The organism is Streptomyces sp. NPDC047022 (genome assembly GCF_040644155.1).
Lineage (GTDB): Bacteria > Actinomycetota > Actinomycetes > Streptomycetales > Streptomycetaceae > Streptomyces.
The window spans coordinates 284,483-303,709 of sequence record NZ_JBEYVV010000002.1 but is presented as its reverse complement, the minus strand read 5'-3'; the positions used below and the strand labels follow the sequence as shown (position 1 = coordinate 303,709).

Annotated in this window: 17 protein-coding genes and 1 pseudogene; 8 read left to right on the top strand and 10 right to left on the bottom strand. The window is 69.7% G+C overall.

From position 1 onward, the window contains the following. Positions 1-69: 69 nt before the first annotated feature. From ABZ845_RS04875 to ABZ845_RS04865, 3 genes and pseudogenes are all read left to right on the top strand, one after another. On the top strand, positions 70-732 hold the full coding sequence (locus tag ABZ845_RS04875; RefSeq protein WP_360972966.1) for an ANTAR domain-containing protein: 663 nt from the start codon (positions 70-72) through the stop codon (positions 730-732). A gap of 1,505 nt (positions 733-2,237) precedes the next feature. Then, positions 2,238-3,620 (top strand): hypothetical protein, encoded by a 1,383-nt coding sequence (locus tag ABZ845_RS04870; protein ID WP_360972964.1) that lies wholly within the window; start codon positions 2,238-2,240, stop codon positions 3,618-3,620. Between the two features lie 247 nt (positions 3,621-3,867). Further along, a pseudogene (locus ABZ845_RS04865) lies at positions 3,868-4,399 on the top strand (tyrosine-type recombinase/integrase); the annotation flags it as partial. A gap of 37 nt (positions 4,400-4,436) precedes the next feature. On the opposite strand, the gene guaB reads toward ABZ845_RS04865, so the two are convergent. From guaB to ABZ845_RS04850, 3 genes are all read right to left on the bottom strand, one after another. Beyond that, a complete protein-coding gene (gene guaB, locus ABZ845_RS04860; protein WP_360972962.1) occupies positions 4,437-5,942 on the bottom strand; it encodes an IMP dehydrogenase in 1,506 nt (501 codons plus the stop codon). A 117-nt stretch (positions 5,943-6,059) separates the two neighbouring features. Next, positions 6,060-6,635, bottom strand: coding sequence for a sigma-70 family RNA polymerase sigma factor (locus ABZ845_RS04855; protein ID WP_030571403.1), 576 nt, complete (start codon positions 6,633-6,635; stop codon positions 6,060-6,062). Between the two features lie 257 nt (positions 6,636-6,892). Next, complete coding sequence (locus ABZ845_RS04850) at positions 6,893-7,504, bottom strand: response regulator transcription factor (protein WP_003948568.1); 612 nt, start codon at positions 7,502-7,504, stop codon at positions 6,893-6,895. A 381-nt stretch (positions 7,505-7,885) separates the two neighbouring features. On the opposite strand from ABZ845_RS04850, the gene ABZ845_RS04845 reads away from it, so the two are divergent. Continuing rightward, on the top strand, positions 7,886-8,218 hold the full coding sequence (locus tag ABZ845_RS04845; protein ID WP_360972959.1) for a WhiB family transcriptional regulator: 333 nt from the start codon (positions 7,886-7,888) through the stop codon (positions 8,216-8,218). A gap of 99 nt (positions 8,219-8,317) precedes the next feature. Here the strand turns inward: ABZ845_RS04845 and ABZ845_RS04840 are convergent, their stop codons facing one another. Continuing rightward, positions 8,318-9,214 carry a LysR family transcriptional regulator gene (locus ABZ845_RS04840; RefSeq protein WP_360972957.1) on the bottom strand — a complete coding sequence of 299 codons (897 nt, stop codon included), beginning with the start codon at positions 9,212-9,214 and terminating at the stop codon, positions 8,318-8,320. A gap of 89 nt (positions 9,215-9,303) precedes the next feature. Between ABZ845_RS04840 and ABZ845_RS04835 the strand changes: the two genes are divergently transcribed. The 3 genes from ABZ845_RS04835 (at position 9,304) to ABZ845_RS04825 (ending at position 11,694) form a co-directional block, all read left to right on the top strand. Next, positions 9,304-9,978, top strand: coding sequence for an MOSC domain-containing protein (locus tag ABZ845_RS04835; protein ID WP_360972955.1), 675 nt, complete (start codon positions 9,304-9,306; stop codon positions 9,976-9,978). Between the two features lie 151 nt (positions 9,979-10,129). Then, positions 10,130-10,903 (top strand): SDR family oxidoreductase, encoded by a 774-nt coding sequence (locus tag ABZ845_RS04830; RefSeq protein WP_360972953.1) that lies wholly within the window; start codon positions 10,130-10,132, stop codon positions 10,901-10,903. An 83-nt stretch (positions 10,904-10,986) separates the two neighbouring features. Next, positions 10,987-11,694, top strand: coding sequence for an ester cyclase (locus ABZ845_RS04825; RefSeq protein ID WP_360972951.1), 708 nt, complete (start codon positions 10,987-10,989; stop codon positions 11,692-11,694). A gap of 302 nt (positions 11,695-11,996) precedes the next feature. Here the strand turns inward: ABZ845_RS04825 and groL are convergent, their stop codons facing one another. The 4 genes from groL to ABZ845_RS04805 all read right to left on the bottom strand — a co-directional run bounded on the left by groL (position 11,997) and on the right by ABZ845_RS04805 (position 16,063). Next, positions 11,997-13,622 (bottom strand): chaperonin GroEL, encoded by a 1,626-nt coding sequence (gene groL / locus ABZ845_RS04820; RefSeq protein WP_360972949.1) that lies wholly within the window; start codon positions 13,620-13,622, stop codon positions 11,997-11,999. Positions 13,623-13,786: 164 nt separating this feature from the next. Beyond that, the gene (gene groES / locus ABZ845_RS04815) at positions 13,787-14,095 is read right to left on the bottom strand and encodes a co-chaperone GroES (protein ID WP_360972947.1); all 309 of its coding nucleotides are present in this window, start codon (positions 14,093-14,095) and stop codon (positions 13,787-13,789) included. A gap of 202 nt (positions 14,096-14,297) precedes the next feature. After that, a complete protein-coding gene (locus ABZ845_RS04810; RefSeq protein ID WP_360972945.1) occupies positions 14,298-15,125 on the bottom strand; it encodes a polysaccharide deacetylase family protein in 828 nt (275 codons plus the stop codon). After that, positions 15,122-16,063, bottom strand: coding sequence for a polysaccharide deacetylase family protein (locus ABZ845_RS04805; protein WP_360972943.1), 942 nt, complete (start codon positions 16,061-16,063; stop codon positions 15,122-15,124). Before ABZ845_RS04805 ends, ABZ845_RS04810 begins: the two co-directional genes overlap by 4 nt. A gap of 90 nt (positions 16,064-16,153) precedes the next feature. Between ABZ845_RS04805 and ABZ845_RS04800 the strand changes: the two genes are divergently transcribed. After that, positions 16,154-17,326, top strand: coding sequence for a class I SAM-dependent methyltransferase (locus ABZ845_RS04800; RefSeq protein WP_360972941.1), 1,173 nt, complete (start codon positions 16,154-16,156; stop codon positions 17,324-17,326). Between the two features lie 113 nt (positions 17,327-17,439). Here the strand turns inward: ABZ845_RS04800 and ABZ845_RS04795 are convergent, their stop codons facing one another. Continuing rightward, complete coding sequence (locus ABZ845_RS04795; protein WP_360972939.1) at positions 17,440-18,765, bottom strand: RNA polymerase sigma factor; 1,326 nt, start codon at positions 18,763-18,765, stop codon at positions 17,440-17,442. Positions 18,766-18,819: 54 nt separating this feature from the next. Then, positions 18,820-19,176, bottom strand: coding sequence for a YciI family protein (locus ABZ845_RS04790; protein WP_360972937.1), 357 nt, complete (start codon positions 19,174-19,176; stop codon positions 18,820-18,822). Positions 19,177-19,227 lie beyond the last annotated feature (51 nt).

Here is a 19,227-nt window from a genome sequence, read left to right as displayed (position 1 = left end):
CACTACGGCACCCTTCCCCCAGGCAAGGGCTCGTGCCTGGAGTGCGACACCGCGTTCGAACACGCTCAGATGACGACACCGGTCGTGACCTTGAGGGTCGACCTGATCGGCGACCGGCTCGCCGTGACGATCTCCGGTGCACTGGATATGGACTGCAATCAGCTACTGCAGCAGACGCTGAGTGGCGCACTCGATCGCGCCGCAGGGGGCCTGGAGCTGGATCTCGCGGGCGTCGCTTTCTGCGACTGCTCCGCCCTCAACGTGCTGCTGCGTGTGTCCCGCCGCGCCCGCGCGGACGCCAAGACCTTCATTCTGCGCGCCACCAGCCCGGCGGTGGAACGCCTGCTGGCCCTCACCGACACCCGCACGCTCTTCGCCACAGAGCCTGCACGACTGAACGGACATCCGGCCGCCCCCTCGGCGCACGTACAGCGGGAAGCCGAACGCCCCGACCCATCCAGTGATGATCTCGCGGCCGAGAACTCGCAGCTGCACCGGGCGATGGAGACCCGCGCAACGATCGACATGGCGCGGGGCATGCTCATGTCGTCGTTCAAGCTGACCGCCGAGCAGTCCTGGGAAGTGCTGGTGACAGCCTCCCAGCACAGCAACACGAAGCTGCACCTCATCGCCGGCGCCCTCGTGCAGACAACGAGCGGCCAGGAACTGCCCCAGCCCCTTACCGATCACCTCGCCGCCGCGGCTCTGACGCACCGCGACCCGGCAGCCTAGGCCCCCCATCCGCGCCACGCTGCCCGCAGTCCGGCAGCCCGACCCGACGCAGGAACTCACGCGGTTCCCGCTCTGGGCAAGATCCGCTTGAAGACGGACCCTACTGGCTACTGGCAAGGTTGCCAGTAGCCAGTAGGAACGGCTCGGGGCCGGCAGCGGGCCCAGAAGGCGCCTCGACTTGCCACTAGGCAGTAGCCACTAGCCAGTAGGCACGACGGCTTACGCCTCAGAGCAGGAGGGAGCGGCCGACGGCCGCGCATCCCTTGGCAGCTCGCTGCGCTCGCGCGACGACCGCCGTCGAGGCGAAGGCGCGGGCGCCCCTCAGAGCACCTCAACCCCCTTGAGCGGGGTGGCAGTTACCCAGGGGCGTGAACGGCCACCCATGGCCCCACGGAGGCGCTGCGTGACCGTAGTTTCCGCACCCCTACGCGCGCGTGCGCGTAGGGCCCCCTCCCCGGAAACCGCAGCAACCTGGAAACCCGCAGGTCGGAGGCGGTTGCAGGGGGTCAACCCGTACTGTCGACGCAACCGGCGGCATCAACCGCTGCAATTCGGGCGGCATAACGTCCTCGCGCACGAGCAAGAGGAGCACGCCGCCGCCCGTGGTGCTCCTCTTGCTTGTGCGCGAGGACGGCAATCCAGGCGGGGCAGCGAACCCACTCGCCCCGCCTGGATTGCCGTCCTCGGGGCCTTCCAAAGGGGCGGACGGCCGGCTTGGGTGAGCGTCGGGGCCTGTTCCGCTCTGCGCGGCTCACCACGGCTTTTCAGCAGGGGGTAGACGGCCGTCCGCACCGCGATTCTGCCCCCGCCTGAAAAGCCTTCCTTCTCTCTTACTAGAGAGTTGAGGGAAGACAGCGTCCGCAGCGTCCGCCGGGCATCGCTCGCTCCTTCTGACCTGCGCCTTTTCTGCGGACACTAAACAAATTGTTTAGCGTCCGCTAGTGTCCGCAGCGTCCGGACACGCTCCGCTACTAAGAGCGCGTTTCCGCAGGTCAAAGCCCACCCTTAGGAAGTGGGGGTTGTGGACGCTGCGGACACCACCCGTCTGAGTTGGGTATTCGAAGAGGCCACCTCATCCGGGCGGAGGTGGTCTCTTCGTCCACCGTTGACGCACCGACGGCAGGCTGGAACACGGGGTGTTACAGCAGCCCGCCCGGTGGAACGGCCCAACAGCGGCTAACGGCATGAGGTGGATTGAAGCTGTGAGCCGCGTCCGGGCGGCGAGCCGAGCGTTTTCCGACGTGTGGGGGCATCACCGTGGATCGTGTCGGATGAGCCACCCGACACTGGATCTCCGTCGGCTGCCCGGCCCGGAACCCCGCCGACCGCAAGAAATGCTGCCGCCGGAGCGGGTTGGGGTCCGTGGGGGCCGCTGTAGGCCGATCGCATGACCGTCCGATACGGGACGGTATGTCGGCTCTGATGGCTGTATGCCCTGGTTAGCTTTGCTGCTGCCGTTTCGCACCGGCGGATCGGACGAGCGGGCGAGTCAGCGGAGGACAGCGATGGGCAGACGGAGTGTGCGTCTCGGAATGGCGGCGGGTGTGCTGCTCGCAGGAGTGGCGGCGGTTCCGGCACATGCGAATACGCCGGTGGCCTGCTCGGACACGGCTCTGATCCAGGCGATCAACAACTCCAACGCCGGCCTCAACGACCACATCCTGGACTTGACGTCGTACTGCGTCTACACCCTCACCGACGCCGACGGCACCCTGCCGGTGATCACACAGCCGCTGGTGATCCACGGCCACAACGCCACCATCCGCCGCGACCCCAACGCCACCACCGACTTCCGGATCTTCGAAGTCGGCGCCACCTCGCTGACCATGGACACCCTCACCGTCATGAACGGCAACGCAGGCGGCGCCAACGGCGGCGGGGTCTTCCTCGGCACCAGCGGAGGCTCTCTCACCACCACCGACGTGAACTTCCAAGGCAACTCGGCCTCCTTCGGAGGTGCGATCCAGGCCGGGAGCGGTACGGATCTCTCCCTCACCGGTGGCACGATCAGCGACAACCACGCCGTTTTTGGTGGCGGTGTCCATGCCGCGTCGGCCACCGTGGTCACCCTGAACACGGTGACCGTGACGCGCAACCTCGCCGGCGGCTTTGGGGGAGGCGTTGACCTCCTCACCACCCTGCCGGCGACCATCACGAACTGCAGCATCAGCCACAACACCGCGAGAGAGGCTGGCGGTGGCCTCTTCTACAGCGGCACCAACTCGGTGTCCGTCACCGGCAGCACAATTACGGACAACCGGGTCACCAACAGTGCTGACGGTGGAGGCGGAGTCTTTTTCGATCCGGGTATCGGCGGAACCGGGACGTTCACGAACTCCACGATCAGCGGCAACGCCGTCACCGGATTCACCACGAACGACGGCTTCAGCAACCGGGGCGGCGGCCTCTTCGCCGCCAGCGGCCAGCTCACCCTGGACAACACCAAGGTCACCGCCAACCAACTGATCGGAGCCTTTGGCCAAGGCGCGGGCATCGCAGCAGCCGGAAATGACGGCGTAGCCACGCTGACGCTGCAGAACGGCACCACCCTCACCCGCAACCTCGCTTCCGGCCGCTACTCACAGGGCGGCGGCCTCTACACCGACAGCTCCACCAACGGCGTGACCGTGTTCGTGACCGGCTCCCACATCGACGCCAACAAGGTCACCGGCACCGGCTCCGCCACCGCAGGCATCTACAACAACGGCGGCACGTGGGCCGTCCTCACCAACTCCACCGTGAACAACAACACCGCACCGATCGCCCCGGCACCCGGCGGCATCTACACCACCGTCGCCATCACCAACACCGCCGGTTCCACCTTCACCGGCAACACCCCCACCAACTGCCTCCTCAGCCCCCAGCCCGTCACCGGCTGCGTGAACTGAAGACGGCACCCACAGCCCCCGTGCCCCGCGCCGACCGACCCCGGCACGGGGCATGGCACGTTCTTCACGCCGCCCGCCTCTCCGCCAGCGGCAGCCGCGGGGCCATACGATCCACCGGGCCGGTCGGCTTTCGGGCGGGTGCGTCGCGTTCGACCACGGCGGTGGCGATCGCGCGCGAGCGAAGCGAGCTGCCAATGGATGCGCGGCCGTAGGCCGCTCCTTCTATCACCCTCCGCAACAGCAGGCGGGTCTGGTGCACGTCATCCGTCAGGTCAAGCGCATCCGGAACCAGCCCGTCTTCGCTTCGCCTAAGAGCGGCAAGCCCCGGACCGTCCCTCTCCCGGCTTCCGTCGCCCGGCGGCTACGGGAGCACATTGTTCACCACCCGCCGGCGGGTGTGACGCTGCCATGGCGCGTGCTCGACGGGGGGCCCGTCACGGCGACTCTGCTGTTCCACCACGGCGCCGGTGAGCCCGTGAACCGCAACACCTTCAATCGGTGGTCGTGGCACCCCGCTCTGGCTGCCGTGGGCGTGCCGGGCGGCCGGGAGAACGGCACGCACGCGCTGAGGCACTTCTACGCCTCGGTGCTACTGGACGCAGGCGAGTCCATCAAGGCTCTGTCCGAGTATCTGGGCCACCACGACCCCGGCTTCACCCTCCGGACGTACACGCACCTCATGCCGAGCAGCGAGACCCGTACGCGGGGGGGCCGTTGACCGGGTGTTCGACGGCCCCCCGGAGGGCGACGACGGCCCCACGGCGGCCCAAGCGGCCTGACCTACCAGCAAAACCGCAGGTCAGGCCGCAAGTAGTCTTACTTCCTGCTGTAGTTCGGCGCCTCGACCGTCATCTGGATGTCGTGCGGGTGGCTCTCCTTGAGGCCCGCCGCCGTGATCCGGACGAACCGGCCCTTCTCCTGCAGGTCCGGGACCGTCCGGCCGCCGACGTAGAACATCGACTGGCGCAGACCGCCGACCAGCTGGTGGACGACCGAGGAGAGCGGGCCGCGGTAGGGAACCTGGCCCTCGATGCCCTCGGGGATCAGCTCGTCGTCGGAGGCGATGCGCTCCTGGAAGTAGCGGTCCTTGGAGAACGACTTACGGTCGCCGCGGGACTGCATGGCGCCCAGGGAGCCCATGCCGCGATACGACTTGAACTGCTTGCCGTTGATGAACAGCAGCTCGCCCGGCGACTCCTCGCAGCCCGCGAGCAGGGAGCCGAGCATCACCGTGTCGGCGCCCGCGACCAGGGCCTTCGCGATGTCGCCCGAGTACTGCAGACCGCCGTCGCCGATGACCGGGACACCGGCCTCCTTGGCGGCGAGCGACGCCTCGTAGATGGCCGTGACCTGGGGCACGCCGATGCCGGCGACCACACGCGTCGTACAGATGGAGCCCGGGCCCACGCCGACCTTGATGCCGTCCACGCCGGCGTCGATCAGGGACTTGGCGCCGTCGCGCGTGGCGATGTTGCCGCCGATGACGTCGACACCGGCCGAGTTCGACTTGATCTTGGCGACCATGTCGCCGACCAGCCTGGAGTGGCCATGGGCCGTGTCGACCACGATGAAGTCGACGCCCGCCTCGATCAGGGCCTGGGCGCGCTCGAAGGAGTCGCCCGCGACGCCGACCGCCGCACCGACGATGAGGCGGCCCTCGGCGTCCTTCGCGGCGTTCGGGTACTGCTCCGCCTTCACGAAGTCCTTGACCGTGATCAGGCCCTTGAGGACGCCGGAGTCGTCGACGAGCGGCAGCTTCTCGATCTTGTGGCTGCGCAGCAGCTCGATGGCCTCGTCACCGGAGATACCGACCTTGCCCGTGATCAGGGGCATCGGCGTCATGACGTCACTGACCCGGCGGGAACGGTCGTTCTCGAAGGCCATGTCGCGGTTGGTGACGATGCCGAGCAGCTTGCCCGCCGGGTCGGTGACCGGGACACCGCTGATGCGGAACTTGGCGCACAGGGCGTCGGCCTCGGCGAGCGTGGCCTCGGGGTGGATGGTGATCGGGTTGGCCACCATGCCGGACTCGGAGCGCTTGACCAGGTCGACCTGGTTGGCCTGGTCCTCGATGGACAGGTTGCGGTGCAGCACGCCGACACCGCCCTGGCGGGCCATCGCGATCGCCATGCGCGACTCGGTGACCTTGTCCATGGCGGCGGACAGGAGCGGAATGCTGACCCGCACGTTCTTGGAGATGTACGAGGTGGTGTCGATCTCGTCGGGCGCCATGTCCGACGCGCCCGGCAGCAGCAGCACATCGTCGTAGGTCAGCCCGAGTGTCGCGAATTTCTCGGGCACTCCGTCGACGTTGGCAGTCATGACACTTCCCCAATGGCCTTGATCGGTGCGGATGTCCATGCTAACGGGAAGCATGGGGCTCTCATTCCACACTTTGGGGAGCTTCCGGGCGGCGCCCGCACGGCCGCTCCCGCTGCCCTACTGTTCGGCCAGCGCCCGCAGTCTGCTCAGCGCCCGGTGCTGGGCCACCCGCACCGCTCCCGGTGACATTCCCAACATCTGTCCCGTCTCCTCTGCGGTCAAGCCCACCGCGATACGGAGCAGAAGCAGCTCGCGCTGGTTCTCCGGCAGGTTGGCGAGAAGCTTCTTGGCCCATTCGGCGTCGCTGCTGAGCAGCGCGCGCTCCTCAGGGCCCAGCGAGTCGTCAGGGCGCTCCGGCATCTCGTCCGAGGGCACCGCCGTCGAACCGGGATGGCGCATCGCCGCGCGCTGAAGATCCGCGACCTTGTGCGCGGCGATCGCGAAGACGAACGCCTCGAAGGGCCGCCCCGTGTCCTTGTAACGCGGCAGCGCGAGAAGGACGGCGACGCACACCTCTTGTGCGAGGTCCTCCACGAAGTGCCGGGCGTCTCCGGGCAGCCGGGACAGCCGCGTACGGCAGTAGCGCAAAGCCAGCGGATGCACGCGGGCGAGCAGGTCATGGGTCGCCTGCTCGTCGCCGTCGACGGCGCGATGGACGAGCGCACCGATCACCGTTGTCTCGTCGTCGCGCATCGGTCCATGGTGCCTCGGCGCCGAGCGATCCGTAGCACCGCGTCCATAGTTGTGCACCGAAGCGTTATGAGCAGGTGCGCCGGAACTCATCTCCTGCGCCCTCCCCTGCCGCTCGACCGACTCGTCCCCGAGGAACTCCACACCTCCAAGGATGCGGCATCCGCGGCGAAACGAGCAGCGGGCACCCGGCGGGCCTTGTTGCCGGCCCCGCCCACCATGCGGTAGGCGGGGATCTGCGTACCCCCGCAGTGATCCACTTAACGGACCAGGCCCCACCGGAAACCGAGCGCCACAGCGTGCGCACGGTCCGAGGCGCCGAGCTTCTTGAACAGCCGCCGGGCGTGGGTCTTGACGGTGTCCTCGGAGAGGAAGAGCTCGCGGCCGATCTCCGCGTTGGAGCGGCCGTGGCTCATGCCCTCGAGGACCTGGATCTCGCGCGCGGTGAGCGTGGGGGCGGCCCCCATCTCGGCCGAGCGCAGCCGACGCGGGGCGAGCCGCCAGGTCGGGTCGGCGAGGGCCTGAGTGACGGTCGCCCGCAGTTCGGCGCGCGAGGCGTCCTTGTGGAGATAGCCGCGCGCACCGGCGGCGACCGCCAGTGCCACGCCGTCCAGGTCCTCCGCGACGGTGAGCATGATGATGCGCGCACCGGGGTCGGCGGACAGCAGACGCCGCACGGTCTCCACGCCGCCCAGGCCGGGCATGCGTACGTCCATCAGAATCAGGTCCGAGCGGTCGGCACCCCAGCGGCGGAGGACTTCCTCGCCGTTGGCCGCCGTCGTCACACGCTCGACGCCGGGCACGGTCGCCACCGCGCGGCGGAGCGCCTCTCGGGCAAGCGGGGAGTCGTCGCAGACGAGGACGGATGTCATGACCGCCCTCCGCAGCTGATGCGCGTCACCTTGAGCCTCCAGGCTGGTACGAATCGTCACCTGTGCGGTCGACGCCCTCGGACGCCAGCCCGAGCGCTTGTTGTTTCAACCGCCTCCGCACTCTCAACGATGGTCACTCGAAAGAGTTACGGTGCAGCACGCCGTCTTCGGCACTGTACGTGAGGGGGCGGATACAGGGCAGACATGCGCGTCCGACCCTCGAACTTTCATCACAACCTATGCCCCATTTAGCCGCTTTTCTTCCCGTTGGCTGGTGTCTAGGGCTAGATTCGCAATGAGTCATATTTTCATCTCCTAAGATCGTGGATGTACGGTCGAGGGCACAGATATCCGCCCAGAACGGCAACAAGGGGACACGCAATGGCAGATTTCTCACGCCTTCCCGGTCCGAACGCGGATCTGTGGGACTGGCAGCTCCATGCGGCCTGCCGTGGGGTCGACAGTTCGCTCTTCTTCCATCCGGAGGGCGAACGCGGGGCGGCCCGGAGCGCTCGCGAGAACTCGGCCAAAGAGGTCTGTATGAGATGCCCGGTGCGCGCCGAGTGCGCGGCCCACGCACTGGCCGTGCGCGAGCCGTACGGCGTGTGGGGCGGGCTGACCGAGGACGAGCGGGAGGAACTCATGGGGCGAGCGCGGAACCGGCTGGTACCGGCCTCCACGACCAGCGGGGGGCCCGCCGCCTCGAACAACTGAAGGAACGTTTTTTCACCACGGGCACGCACACGTGTGCCCCTTTTGGGGTGGGGTGGGTGACAGGGGGTGGATCCCCCGCGGCATGCAGCTGCCCGCGCCCTACCGGACGGCCGTCCTCGCCAGTTCCCCCAGCGTCGCCGCCACCGCCGGCACCTGCGCCAGGTCCGGCAGGGTGAGTGCGACGATCTCGCGCCGCACCGCTGGTTCCAGCGTGACCGGGCGCGCACCGCGCGGACGCACGGACTCGAGGGCGAGCTGCGGCAGCGCGGCCACGCCGAGGCCGGCGCCCACCAGGCCCATCACCGCCGGATAGTCATCGGTCGCGAAGTCGATACGAGGCGTGAAGCCCGCGTTCGCACATGCCTGCACCAGTTGTCCCCTGCACCGGGGACAACCCGCGATCCACGGCTCCGCGGCCAGTTCGCCGATGGCGACCGACTCCGCACGCGCCAGCCGGTGCCCTTCGGGTACCAGGGCGACCAGCCGGTCGACAAGCAGAGGGCGTACGACCAGGTCGTCCCACTCCTCGGCGCCCGCCGCGCCCTCGTAGCGAAAGGCGAGGGCGATGTCGCAGTCACCGGCGCGCAGCTTCTCCACGGACTCGGGCGGCTCGGCCTCTTCCAGGGAGACCCGGGTACCCGGGTGCGCGGCGCGCAGGGCGGCGAGTGCGGTGGGAACGAGCGTGGAGCTGCCGGTCGGAAAAGAGACAAGGCGGACGCGCCCGGCCCGCAGGCCCGCGATGGCGGCGACCTCCTCTTCCGCGGCGGTCAGCCCCGCGAGGATGCCGGCCGCGTGCCGCACCAGCGCCTCGCCGGCCTGGGTCAGCCGCATGTCGCGTCCGCTGCGGACCAGCAGCGGTGTACCCACCGATGCCTCCAGCGCCTTCATCTGCTGGCTGACCGCGGGCTGGGTGCAGCCCAGCTCGCGCCCCGCCGCCGAGAAGGAACCGGTGGCGGCCACGGCACGCAGCACACGGAGATGTCGGGCCTCGATCACTCGCTGAGCATAAGCGGGCCTTGGGCACGGGGTCGAATTGCGCGTTAACGCTTTGACTGCCCTCGGGTGCCGTCGATTACGGTGCCGGTATGAGGATTCTGTCGCTGAATCTGGGTCGGCCCGTGTCCGTCGAGTACACCGACCAGCAGGGCGGTGTGACCGGCATCGACAAGCGGCCGGTGGACGGGCCCGTACGGGTGACCGCGCCCGGCCCCAAGGGGACCGGGGAGAGCGGTCTGGCCGGGGACGCGGTGTGCGATCTGCGGCACCACGGCGGCGACGACCAGGCGGTGTACGCGTTCGCACGCGAGGACCTCGACGGCTGGGAGCGTGAGCTGGGCCGGACGCTGCCGAACGGCTCGTTCGGCGAGAACCTCACCACCGAGGGCATCGACGTGTCCGGCGCCCGCATCGGCGAACGCTGGCGCATCGGGTCCGAGGTGGTCCTGGAGGTGACCTCCGGCCGTATCCCGTGCCGCACCTTCCAGGGGCACCTGGGCGAGCGCGGCTGGGTCAAGCGCTTCACGCACAAGGGGGCGCCCGGAGCGTATCTGCGTGTGATCACACCCGGTGAGATCCGCGCGGGCGACCCGGTCTCGATCGTGCACCGGCCCGACCACGACATCACGGTCGCCCTCCAGTTCCGCGCCTCGACGACGGAACGGCACCTGTTGCCGGGCCTGTTGGCCGCGGGGGACGCTCTGCACCCGGAGAGCGTGACGGAGGCGCGGGAGTATCTGCGGAAGTACGCGGGGCAGAACTAGGGTCTTTCGGTTGGATCAGGCCGGATCAGGGAGCGGGGTCTGATCCAAACGAGAGGCCCTGGCGCAGGGCCCGTAAGCGTTGGCCCAACCGCCGGTGAAGAGCGTGTCCGGCGGGCGGACTCGGCCTGCCCCGGGTCACTATCGTTGGCCCATGACAACGGCTCTGATTACGGGATCGACCGCGGGCATCGGCGCCGCGTTCGCACGGCGCCTGGCCGCCGACGGCCATGACCTCGTCCTGGTGGCTCGCGATTCCAAGCGGCTGCGGGAGCAGGCCACGGAGTTGCACGACCGGCACGGTGTCGAGGCCGAGGTGCTGACCGCGGACCTGGCCACCGACGAGGGCATCGAGGCGGTGGCGACGCGCCTGTCCGACCGGAAGAAGCCGGTGGATCTGCTCGTCAACAACGCGGGCTTCGGCAACAAGGGCCGTTATCTCGACGTTCCGATGGCGGACGAGCTCCGGATGCTCAAGGTGCACTGCGAGGCGGTGCTCCGGCTGACCAGCGCGGCGACGGAGGCCATGCGCACGCGCGGTCGCGGCGGGGTCGTCAATGTCGCCTCGGTGGCGGCGTTCGTGCCCCGCGGCACCTATGGCGCGTCCAAGGCGTGGGTCGTGCAGTTCACGCAAGGGGCGGCGCGGGACCTGGCCGGTTCGGGCGTACGGCTGATGGCGCTGTGTCCGGGCTTCGTCCGTACGGAGTTCCACGAGCGCGCCGGCATGGGAACGGACAACATCCCGAACTGGATGTGGCTCGACGCCGACAAACTGGTCTCGGCGGCCCTCGCGGATCTGGCCCGGGGCAGGACGCTGTCGGTTCCGGACCCCCGTTACAAGGCGCTGATGGGCGTGGTGAAGGTGACGCCGCGCGCGCTGCTGGGCGGGATCTCCTCACGGACGGGGCGCAGGTACGGCCCGCAGTAGGACCCGGTGGGAACAGGTGACGCCGCCCCACGGGTGGGAAAATGGGCGTATCTGCCGGACCCAGGGGGGCCGGAGGCGGCGTCATGACATTCGTGCAGCTCATCGACTGCAAGACCAGCCGGTTCGAGGAGATGAACCGGCTGATGGACACATGGGTCGAGCAGACCAAGGGAAAACGGACCGCGACCCACAATGTGATCGGCAAGGACCGGTCCGACGACTCGCACTTCGTGGAGATCGTGGAGTTCCCGTCGTACGAGGAGGCGATGCGGAACTCGAGCCTTCCCGAGACCGGGCGGATCTTCCGCGAGATGGTCGCCCTCTGCGACGAGACGCCCACGTTCACGGATCTGGACGTGGTGCGGGACGAGCAGCTTCCGGCCGCGAACGCGCGGCGGTTCTTCGAGGTCATCGCCATGCGGGGTGAACTGCCCCCGCTGGACGGCCTGCTCACCGAGAACTATCACGGCCACGATCCGGCCAACGCGCAGGACACCATCGGGATGGACGCGGTACGGCGCGAGATCGAGATGTGGCGGCGCGCCTTCGACTTCGCGTTCATCGTGGAGGACCAGATCTCGCAGGGGGGTCGCGTGTGCACGCGGTGGACGTGGAAGGGGCGGCACACGGGCGAGTTCCTCGGGATACCGGCCACGGGTGGGAACGTCGCCATGACCGGTACGACGGTCTTCCGGTACGACTCGGAGGGGAAGATCGTGGAGGGGTGGTGGGAGTACGACCGGCTGGGGTTGATGGCGCAACTGGGGGCGCTCGACGCGTTGGGGGTTTAGCGGGGGCGTTGTCCCTGCGGGGCGTCGTGGGATTCTGCGCCCGCGCGGCGGAGCCGCATATCGACGGGGCCCGCGCCCCTGTCCGGCGCGCTCCCGTGCGTCGATGGCTGCGGGTACGTCGTGGATTTCGCGCAGTTCCCCGCGCCGCTGTCCGGCGCACTCCGGTGCGTCGTCGGCTGCGGGTGCTTCGTGGGTTTTTGCGAGCGTGTGGTGGAGCCGCTTGTCGGTGGGGCTTGGCGTTTTACGGGCGAAGGCCCGGCACGTTGGGGTGCCGGGCCTTCGTCTGTGGGCCTGTGCCTGGGTCAGTGGGCGTGACCGTGGCCGTGACCGGCCGCCGCGGACTCTTCCTCTTCCTTCTTCTCGACGACCAGGGTCTCGGTCGTGAGCAGCAGGGAGGCGATGGAGGCGGCGTTCTCCAGGGCGGAGCGGGTGACCTTGACCGGGTCGATGACGCCGGCCTTGATCAGGTCGCCGTACTCGCCGGTGGCCGCGTTGTAGCCCTGGCCCTTCTCGAGCTCCGCCACCTTGGAGGCGATGACGTAGCCCTCGAGGCCCGCGTTCTCGGCGATCCAGCGCAGCGGCTCGACGACCGCGCGGCGGACGATGGCGACACCGGTGGCCTCGTCGCCCTGCTTGCCGAGGCCGCTCTCCAGCACCTTGGAGGCGTGGACCAGCGCGGAGCCACCACCGGAGACGATGCCCTCCTCGACCGCGGCGCGGGTCGCGGAGATGGCGTCCTCCAGACGGTGCTTCTTCTCCTTGAGCTCCACCTCGGTGGCGGCGCCGACCTTGATCACGCAGACACCGCCGGCCAGCTTGGCCAGGCGCTCCTGGAGCTTCTCGCGGTCCCAGTCGGAGTCCGTGTTCTCGATCTCGGCCTTGATCTGGGCGACGCGGCCGTGGACGTCCTCGGACTTGCCGCCGCCGTCCACGAGGGTGGTGTCGTCCTTGGTGACGGTCACGCGGCGGGCGGAGCCCAGCACGTCCAGACCGACCTGGTCGAGCTTGAGGCCGACCTCCTCCGAGATGACCGTGGCGCCGGTGAGGACGGCCATGTCCTGGAGCATCGCCTTGCGGCGGTCGCCGAAGCCGGGGGCCTTCACCGCGACGGCGTTGAAGGTGCCACGGATCTTGTTCACGACGAGGGTGGACAGGGCCTCGCCCTCGACGTCCTCGGCGATGATCAGCAGCGGCTTGGAGGAGCCGGCCTGGATGACCTTCTCCAGCAGCGGCAGCAGGTCCGCGATGGCGGAGATCTTGCCCTGGGTGATGAGGATGTACGGGTCGTCGAGGACGGCCTCCATACGCTCCTGGTCCGTCACGAAGTACGGCGACAGGTAGCCCTTGTCGAAGGCCATGCCCTCGGTGAAGTCCAGCTCCAGACCGAAGGTGTTGGACTCCTCGACGGTGATGACACCGTCCTTGCCGACCTTGTCCATCGCCTCGGCGATCAGCTCGCCGACCTGCTGGTCCTGGGCGGACAGCGCGGCGACGGCGGCGATGTCGGACTTCTCCTCGATCGGGCGGGCCGTGGCGAGCAGGTCCTCGGAGATGGCCGCGACGGCGGCGTCGATGCCCTTCTTCAGGGCGGCCGGGGAAGCACCCGCGGCGACGTTCTTCAGACCCTCGCGCACCAGGGCCTGGGCGAGCACGGTGGCGGTGGTCGTACCGTCACCCGCGATGTCGTTGGTCTTGGTCGCCACCTCCTTCACCAGCTGGGCGCCGAGGTTCTCGTACGGGTCGTCGACCTCCACCTCACGTGCGATGGTCACACCGTCGTTGGTGATGGTGGGCGCGCCGAACTTCTTGTCGATGACGACGTTGCGGCCCTTGGGGCCGATCGTCACCTTGACCGTGTCGGCCAGCTTGTTGACGCCGCGCTCGAGGGCGCGACGGGCGTCCTCGTCGAACTTCAGGATCTTCGCCATGGAGCGTTTCAGTCCTCTCGATTGCGATTTCCCGGCCGCTCCCGCGGAGCAGAGCCGTCGGGGCCGGCCGTCGTCGCGTGGAAAAACGAACTGCGCCCCCGCCGCCCGGCCTTTCAACGGTCGCGGGGGCCGGGGCGCAGCTCTAAGCAATCTGCTTCGGTGAATTACTTCTCGATGATCGCGAGCACGTCGCGAGCCGAGAGGACGAGGTACTCCTCGTTGTTGTACTTCACCTCGGTGCCGCCGTACTTGCTGTAGAGCACCACGTCGCCGACCTTGACGTCGAGCTCGACGCGCTTGCCGTCCTCGACACGGCCCGGGCCCACGGCGAGGACGACGCCCTCCTGGGGCTTCTCCTTCGCGGTGTCCGGGATGACCAGGCCAGAGGCCGTGGTCTGCTCGGCGTCCAGCGGCTGGACCACGATGCGGTCCTCGAGCGGCTTGATGGCAACCTTGGAGCTGGTGGTCGTCACGATCCGACCTCCCCCTTCGGAGATCTCACGGGGTTAACTGTCTGAGGTGGCGACCAGGTGGATCCGTCGTCGCGGGTGCCGGACCTGCCCGTCGCGTATTGGCACTCTCCAGTGGGGAGTGCCAGGGCCGAGACTATGACCGCGATTAGCACTCGGTCAAGCGGAGTGCCAGTTGCCCCGTGGCGCGGCGCCGCGGGCGGCGCTACAGGTAGTCCTCCAGGCGGGCCACTCTGAGGCCCGACGCCTGGACACGGCGCAGCATGAAGGCCGTTTCCGCGGTGAGGGCCGTGAGCGGGCGGCCCGCCTCGTGGGGGCGGACGATGTCACCGGGACGGAGGGGGAGGGGCAGATACCTGCCGTAGGGCTCCGGGTCGGTGTCCCGTTGCGGGCGCCACAGGATCAGGGCCTTGATGCCGCAGTCCCCCGCCGCCCGGAGCGTGGTTCGGTCGTAAGCGCCGTACGGCGGGCGCAGCAGCCGGGGAGGCGACCCGAGCAGGGGCCCCAGACGGTCCTGCTGGCCGCAGATCCCGGCCCGTTGTTCGCCGTACGGACGGCCGCGCAGGGACGTGTGGCCGAGGGTGCGGTTCTGGATGACCGCGCCTGCCGCGCGCAGCCGCGCGAGCCGCGCGTCCCCTGGTCCGGTGGCCTGGTCGCTGAGGAACACACTCACCGGGAGCCGCAGTTCGCGGACCATGTCGACGAACTGGGGACTCCTCTCGACGCCCTCGTCGTAGGTCAGGAAGACGACCTTGTCCCGGGTGGGAACGCGGTCGAGCACCTTCGGCAGTCCCGCTCCCGGTGGGCCCGCTTCGTCGTCCGGGGGGCGGGAGGGCCGCGGGGCGGGGGCGAGCGGGGCGTTGAGGCCCCAGCGGCGGTAGGTGCGGTCCGGCGGCCGCCCGTGCCGCCGTACGACCTTCTGCGCCGCCTTCTTGCCCAGCCGTTCGATGGGGTCCACGGACTGGGCGCAGCCGGACAGCAGCACGGCGGCGAGGACCCCGGCGAGCGCCGCGCGCGGCCGCCGCGCCGTCACAGGTAGTCCTCCAGACGTGCCACCGCGTATCCCGCGCCCGTGACCTTCTCCAGGAAACGGCGGATCACGCCGGGCATCGTGTCCCGCGCCTCCTGTGTGCCCGGGAAATGGGTCTGGACGATGTCACCGGGGTGCAGTCGGCCGTCCCACTCGCGGAACTCCCAGCGGTTGGCGAAGACCTCCGCGTTCCAGACCGGCACGTACTTGATTCCGCAGGACTTGGCGGCGCGCAGGGTGTCCTTGTCGTAGGTGCCGTCGGGCGGGCGGAGGACCGTGGGGCGCTGACCGAACTCCCGTGCCATCACGTCCTGCATGCCGCAGATCTCCTCCCGCTGCGCGTCGTACGGCAGCTCGGGCAGGTAGCGGTCGTGCAGGGTGGCGTTGTCCAGTGTGGCGCCGAGATCGCGCATCCTGCGGAAGTACCCGTAGCCGTCCCCGTCGTCGTCGTTGAGGTAGTCGCTGACGAACGCCGTGTACGGGATCTTCAGGTCGTTCATCATCCTCACGAAGTCCGGGTCCTTCGCCACGCCGTCGTCGACGGTGAGGAAGACGACCTTGTCGGTGGTGGGGACGGTGGTGAAGACCGGGGGCAGGTTGCCGCCGCCCTGGACCGCGAAGCCCTTCCTGGAGGTGATCGGCGGCTTCTTCGCCGGGGGCGGGGGAGCCACCAGCGGTACCTTCGCGACGCCCCAGAGCTTGATGGCGGCGGCGCGCCGGGCGTACAGGGCGCCCGGGTGGGTGGCGTAGTAGTCGCGCACCGGCGCAACCGGCACCTTCGGGCCATGCGCGTTGTGCGCGGGCGTTTCCGGGTCGGAGCAGGCGGTGGCGAGAGCGGTGACGGCGAGGAGGACGAGGGTCGCGCGGGTGGCGGCCGTCGGCCGGACGCGCCCGGCGGGGTGATTCGCGTACTCTTGGTCATTTTGTCGTACGAGCCGCATGGCGCCGGATCTTTCCAGCCGCCACCGGCCCGCACGGGCCGACACCGCGTCCGGGCGCACGTCATCCACCGACTGGCCGACAATGTCCGGGTGAACGACGTCTCCTTCGCCTCCCTGCTCACCCCCGAGGGCCAGGCCCTGCTCGACCAGGTGCGCGGCACCGCTCCGGCACAGGAACTGGCCGTCGCGACCCGGCTGCGCCGTGAGCACCCCGCGGAACTGGTCTCGGCGGCCCTCGCGCAGGCGCGGCTGCGGGAGCGGGCCGCGGCGAAGTTCGGCGCCGTGGACGCGTGGCGCATGTACTTCACCCCGAACGGCGTGGAGCAGTCCACCAGGACCACGGTCGCCGCGTACCGCGCGGAGCGGCTGCGGGCGCTGGGCGTGGCCTCGGTCGCCGACCTGTGCTGTGGCATCGGCGGAGACGCGATAGCGCTCGCGCGGGCCGGTATCCGCGTCCTGGCCGTGGACCGCGACCCGCTCACGGTGGCGGTGGCCCGGGCGAACGCCGACGTTCTGGGCCTCTCGGAACTGATCGAGGTGCGTGAGGCCGACGTCACGGAGGTGGACGTGTCCTCGTACGACGCCGTCTTCGTGGACCCGGCGCGACGGGGTGGGCGCGGCCGTATCTTCGACCCGGAGGCGTACTCGCCCCCGCTGTCCTGGGCCGTGGCCACCGCGTCCAAGGCCCCGCACGCCGCGCTGAAGGTCGCGCCTGGCATTCCCCACGAGGCGGTGCCGGCCGGGGCGGAGGCCGAGTGGATCTCGGACGGCGGGGATGTGAAGGAGGCGGTGCTGTGGTTCGGCACGGAACCGGGGCTCGTACGGGCCACTCTGCTGCCCGGGCCGCGTGCGCTGCGCGGGCGCGGGCTGCCCGATCCGCCGGTGCGGCCGCTGGGGCGGTACCTGTACGAGCCTGATGGCGCCGTGATCCGCGCGCATCTGGTGGCGGAGGTGGCCGAGGAGCTGGGCGGGGGTCTGATCGACGAGACGATCGCTTACGTGACGGCGGACGAACACCGGGGTAGTCCGTACGCCACCGCGTACGAGATCACCGACTCGCTGCCGTTCAACGTGAAGCGGTTGAAGGCGTTGCTTCGGGAGCGGGAGGTGGGGGTGTTGACCGTGAAGAAGCGTGGGTCGGCGGTGGAGCCGGAGGAACTGCGGCGCAAGGTGCTGCCGAAGGCGTACGGGGTGGGGGTGGTGACCGTGTTTCTCACTCGGGTGGCGGGGGCGCCGGTGATGCTTTTGGGACGGCCTGTCTGAGGGGGCCTGCGGCTCGGGGGCGTTCTGGGGTGGGGTGGGTGCGGGTGCGGGTGCGTCGTGGGTTTTGCGCGGTTCCCCGCGCCCCTGTCGGGGGCCACCGGCACGTTGTCACCTCACGGTGCGTCGTGGGTTTTGCGCGGTTCCCCGCGCCCCTCTCGGGCGTCGTGGGACTTCGCGCGGGTCTGGAGTAGATGGCGTTCCTGTTCGTTGTGGGTCAGGGTTGCCGCGCGTTCGAATTCCTTGTGGGCCTCGGTCGTGCGGCCCAGGCGGGCCAGTAGGTCGCCGCGGACGCTCGGGAGCAAGTGGTAGCCGCGCAGGGCGGGTTCCTCGGCCAAGCGGTCCACGATCTCCAGGGCCGGGCCCGGACCCACCGCCATCGAGACGGCCACCGCGCGGTTCAGTTCGACCACGGGCGAAGGTGCGCGCGCGGCCAGCAGGCCGTACAGGGTGGCGATGCGTGGCCAGTCCGTCTCCTCGTAGGTGTACGCGTGCGCGTGGCAGGCGGCGATCGCGGCCTGCAGGACGTAAGGGCCGGGGGGACCGGTGGCGACCGAGTCGGCGCGGGCGAGGGCGTTGATGCCCCGGGCGATGAGCAGGCGGTTCCAGCGGCGGCGGTCCTGGTGCTCCAGGAGGACCGGGCGGCCGTCGGGGGTGGTGCGGGCCGCGGTGCGCGACGCCTGGAACTCCAGGAGCGAGGTCAGCGCGTGCACCTCCGGCTCCTTGGGCATCAGGGCGGACAGCCGGCGGGCCAGCCGCAGTGCGTCCTCGCACAGTCCGGGGCGCAGCCAGTCGTCGCCCGTCGTGGCGGCGTACCCCTCGTTGAAGATCAGGTAGACCACGTCAAGCACCGAGCCGAGGCGCGCCTCGCGGTCGGGACCGTAGGGCACCTCGAAGGCGACCTTCTTCGCCGTCAGGGTGCGTTTGGCACGCACGATCCGCTGGGCGACCGTCGGCTCCGGCACGAGGAAGGCCCGGGCGATCTCGGCCGTCGTCAGGCCACCGAGCAGGCGCAGGGTCAGCGCGGTGCGGGCCTCGGCGGACAGGACCGGGTGGCAGGCGGTGAAGACGAGGCGCAGCAGGTCGTCGTCGATGTCGTCCGGGTCGGCGGGCTCCGGCGGCGGGGCGGTGGTCTCCTGGTCGCGGCCGATCTCCGCGAGCTTGCGGGCGTACCGCTCCCGGCGGCGCACCAGATCGACGGCGCGGTGCCGCGCGGTGGCCATGAGCCAGGCACCGGGGTTGTCCGGCACTCCGTCGCGCGGCCACTGCTCCAGCGCCGCGACCAGCGCGTCCTGCGCGAGTTCCTCGGCGATTCCGACGTCCCGGACGACGCGGGCGACGCCGGCGATGACACGCGGTGACTCCAGGCGGAAGACGGTCTCGATGGCGTGCGCGGTGGCGGCGTCGGCCGCCGGGGACGCGGTGGCGGGCTGCGGTTCCACAAACCCCCATGCAACACCCCCGGCCGCCGTACGCCAAGGAGGACCGGAGAACGCTCAGCCCTCGGCGATCTCCCGCACCTCGCAGGTCACCGTCCAGAAGTCCTCGTGCACCTTGAGGAAGCGCTTGGTCCACTCGATGGCCTCGGCCATGTCCTTGCACTGCATGAGCGCGTAGCCGCCGATGACCTCCTTGGACTCCGTGAAGGGCCCGTCGGTGACGGAGAGCTCGCCGCCCGCCCAGCGCACCCGGGCGCCCTGGGCGGAGGGGGTGAGCCCGGCGGTGTCGAGCATGACGCCCGCCTTGGTGATCTCCTCGATCAGCTCCCCCATCCGCTGCATCAGCTCCGGGCTCGGGCCCTCGGCGGGGGCGGTCTTCTCGTCGATCCGCACGAGTGACAGGTAGCGCGGCATGGTGACTCCTTCGGCCGGTGCGGCACCCGTACGGTGTCGGGTCCCGCGGGC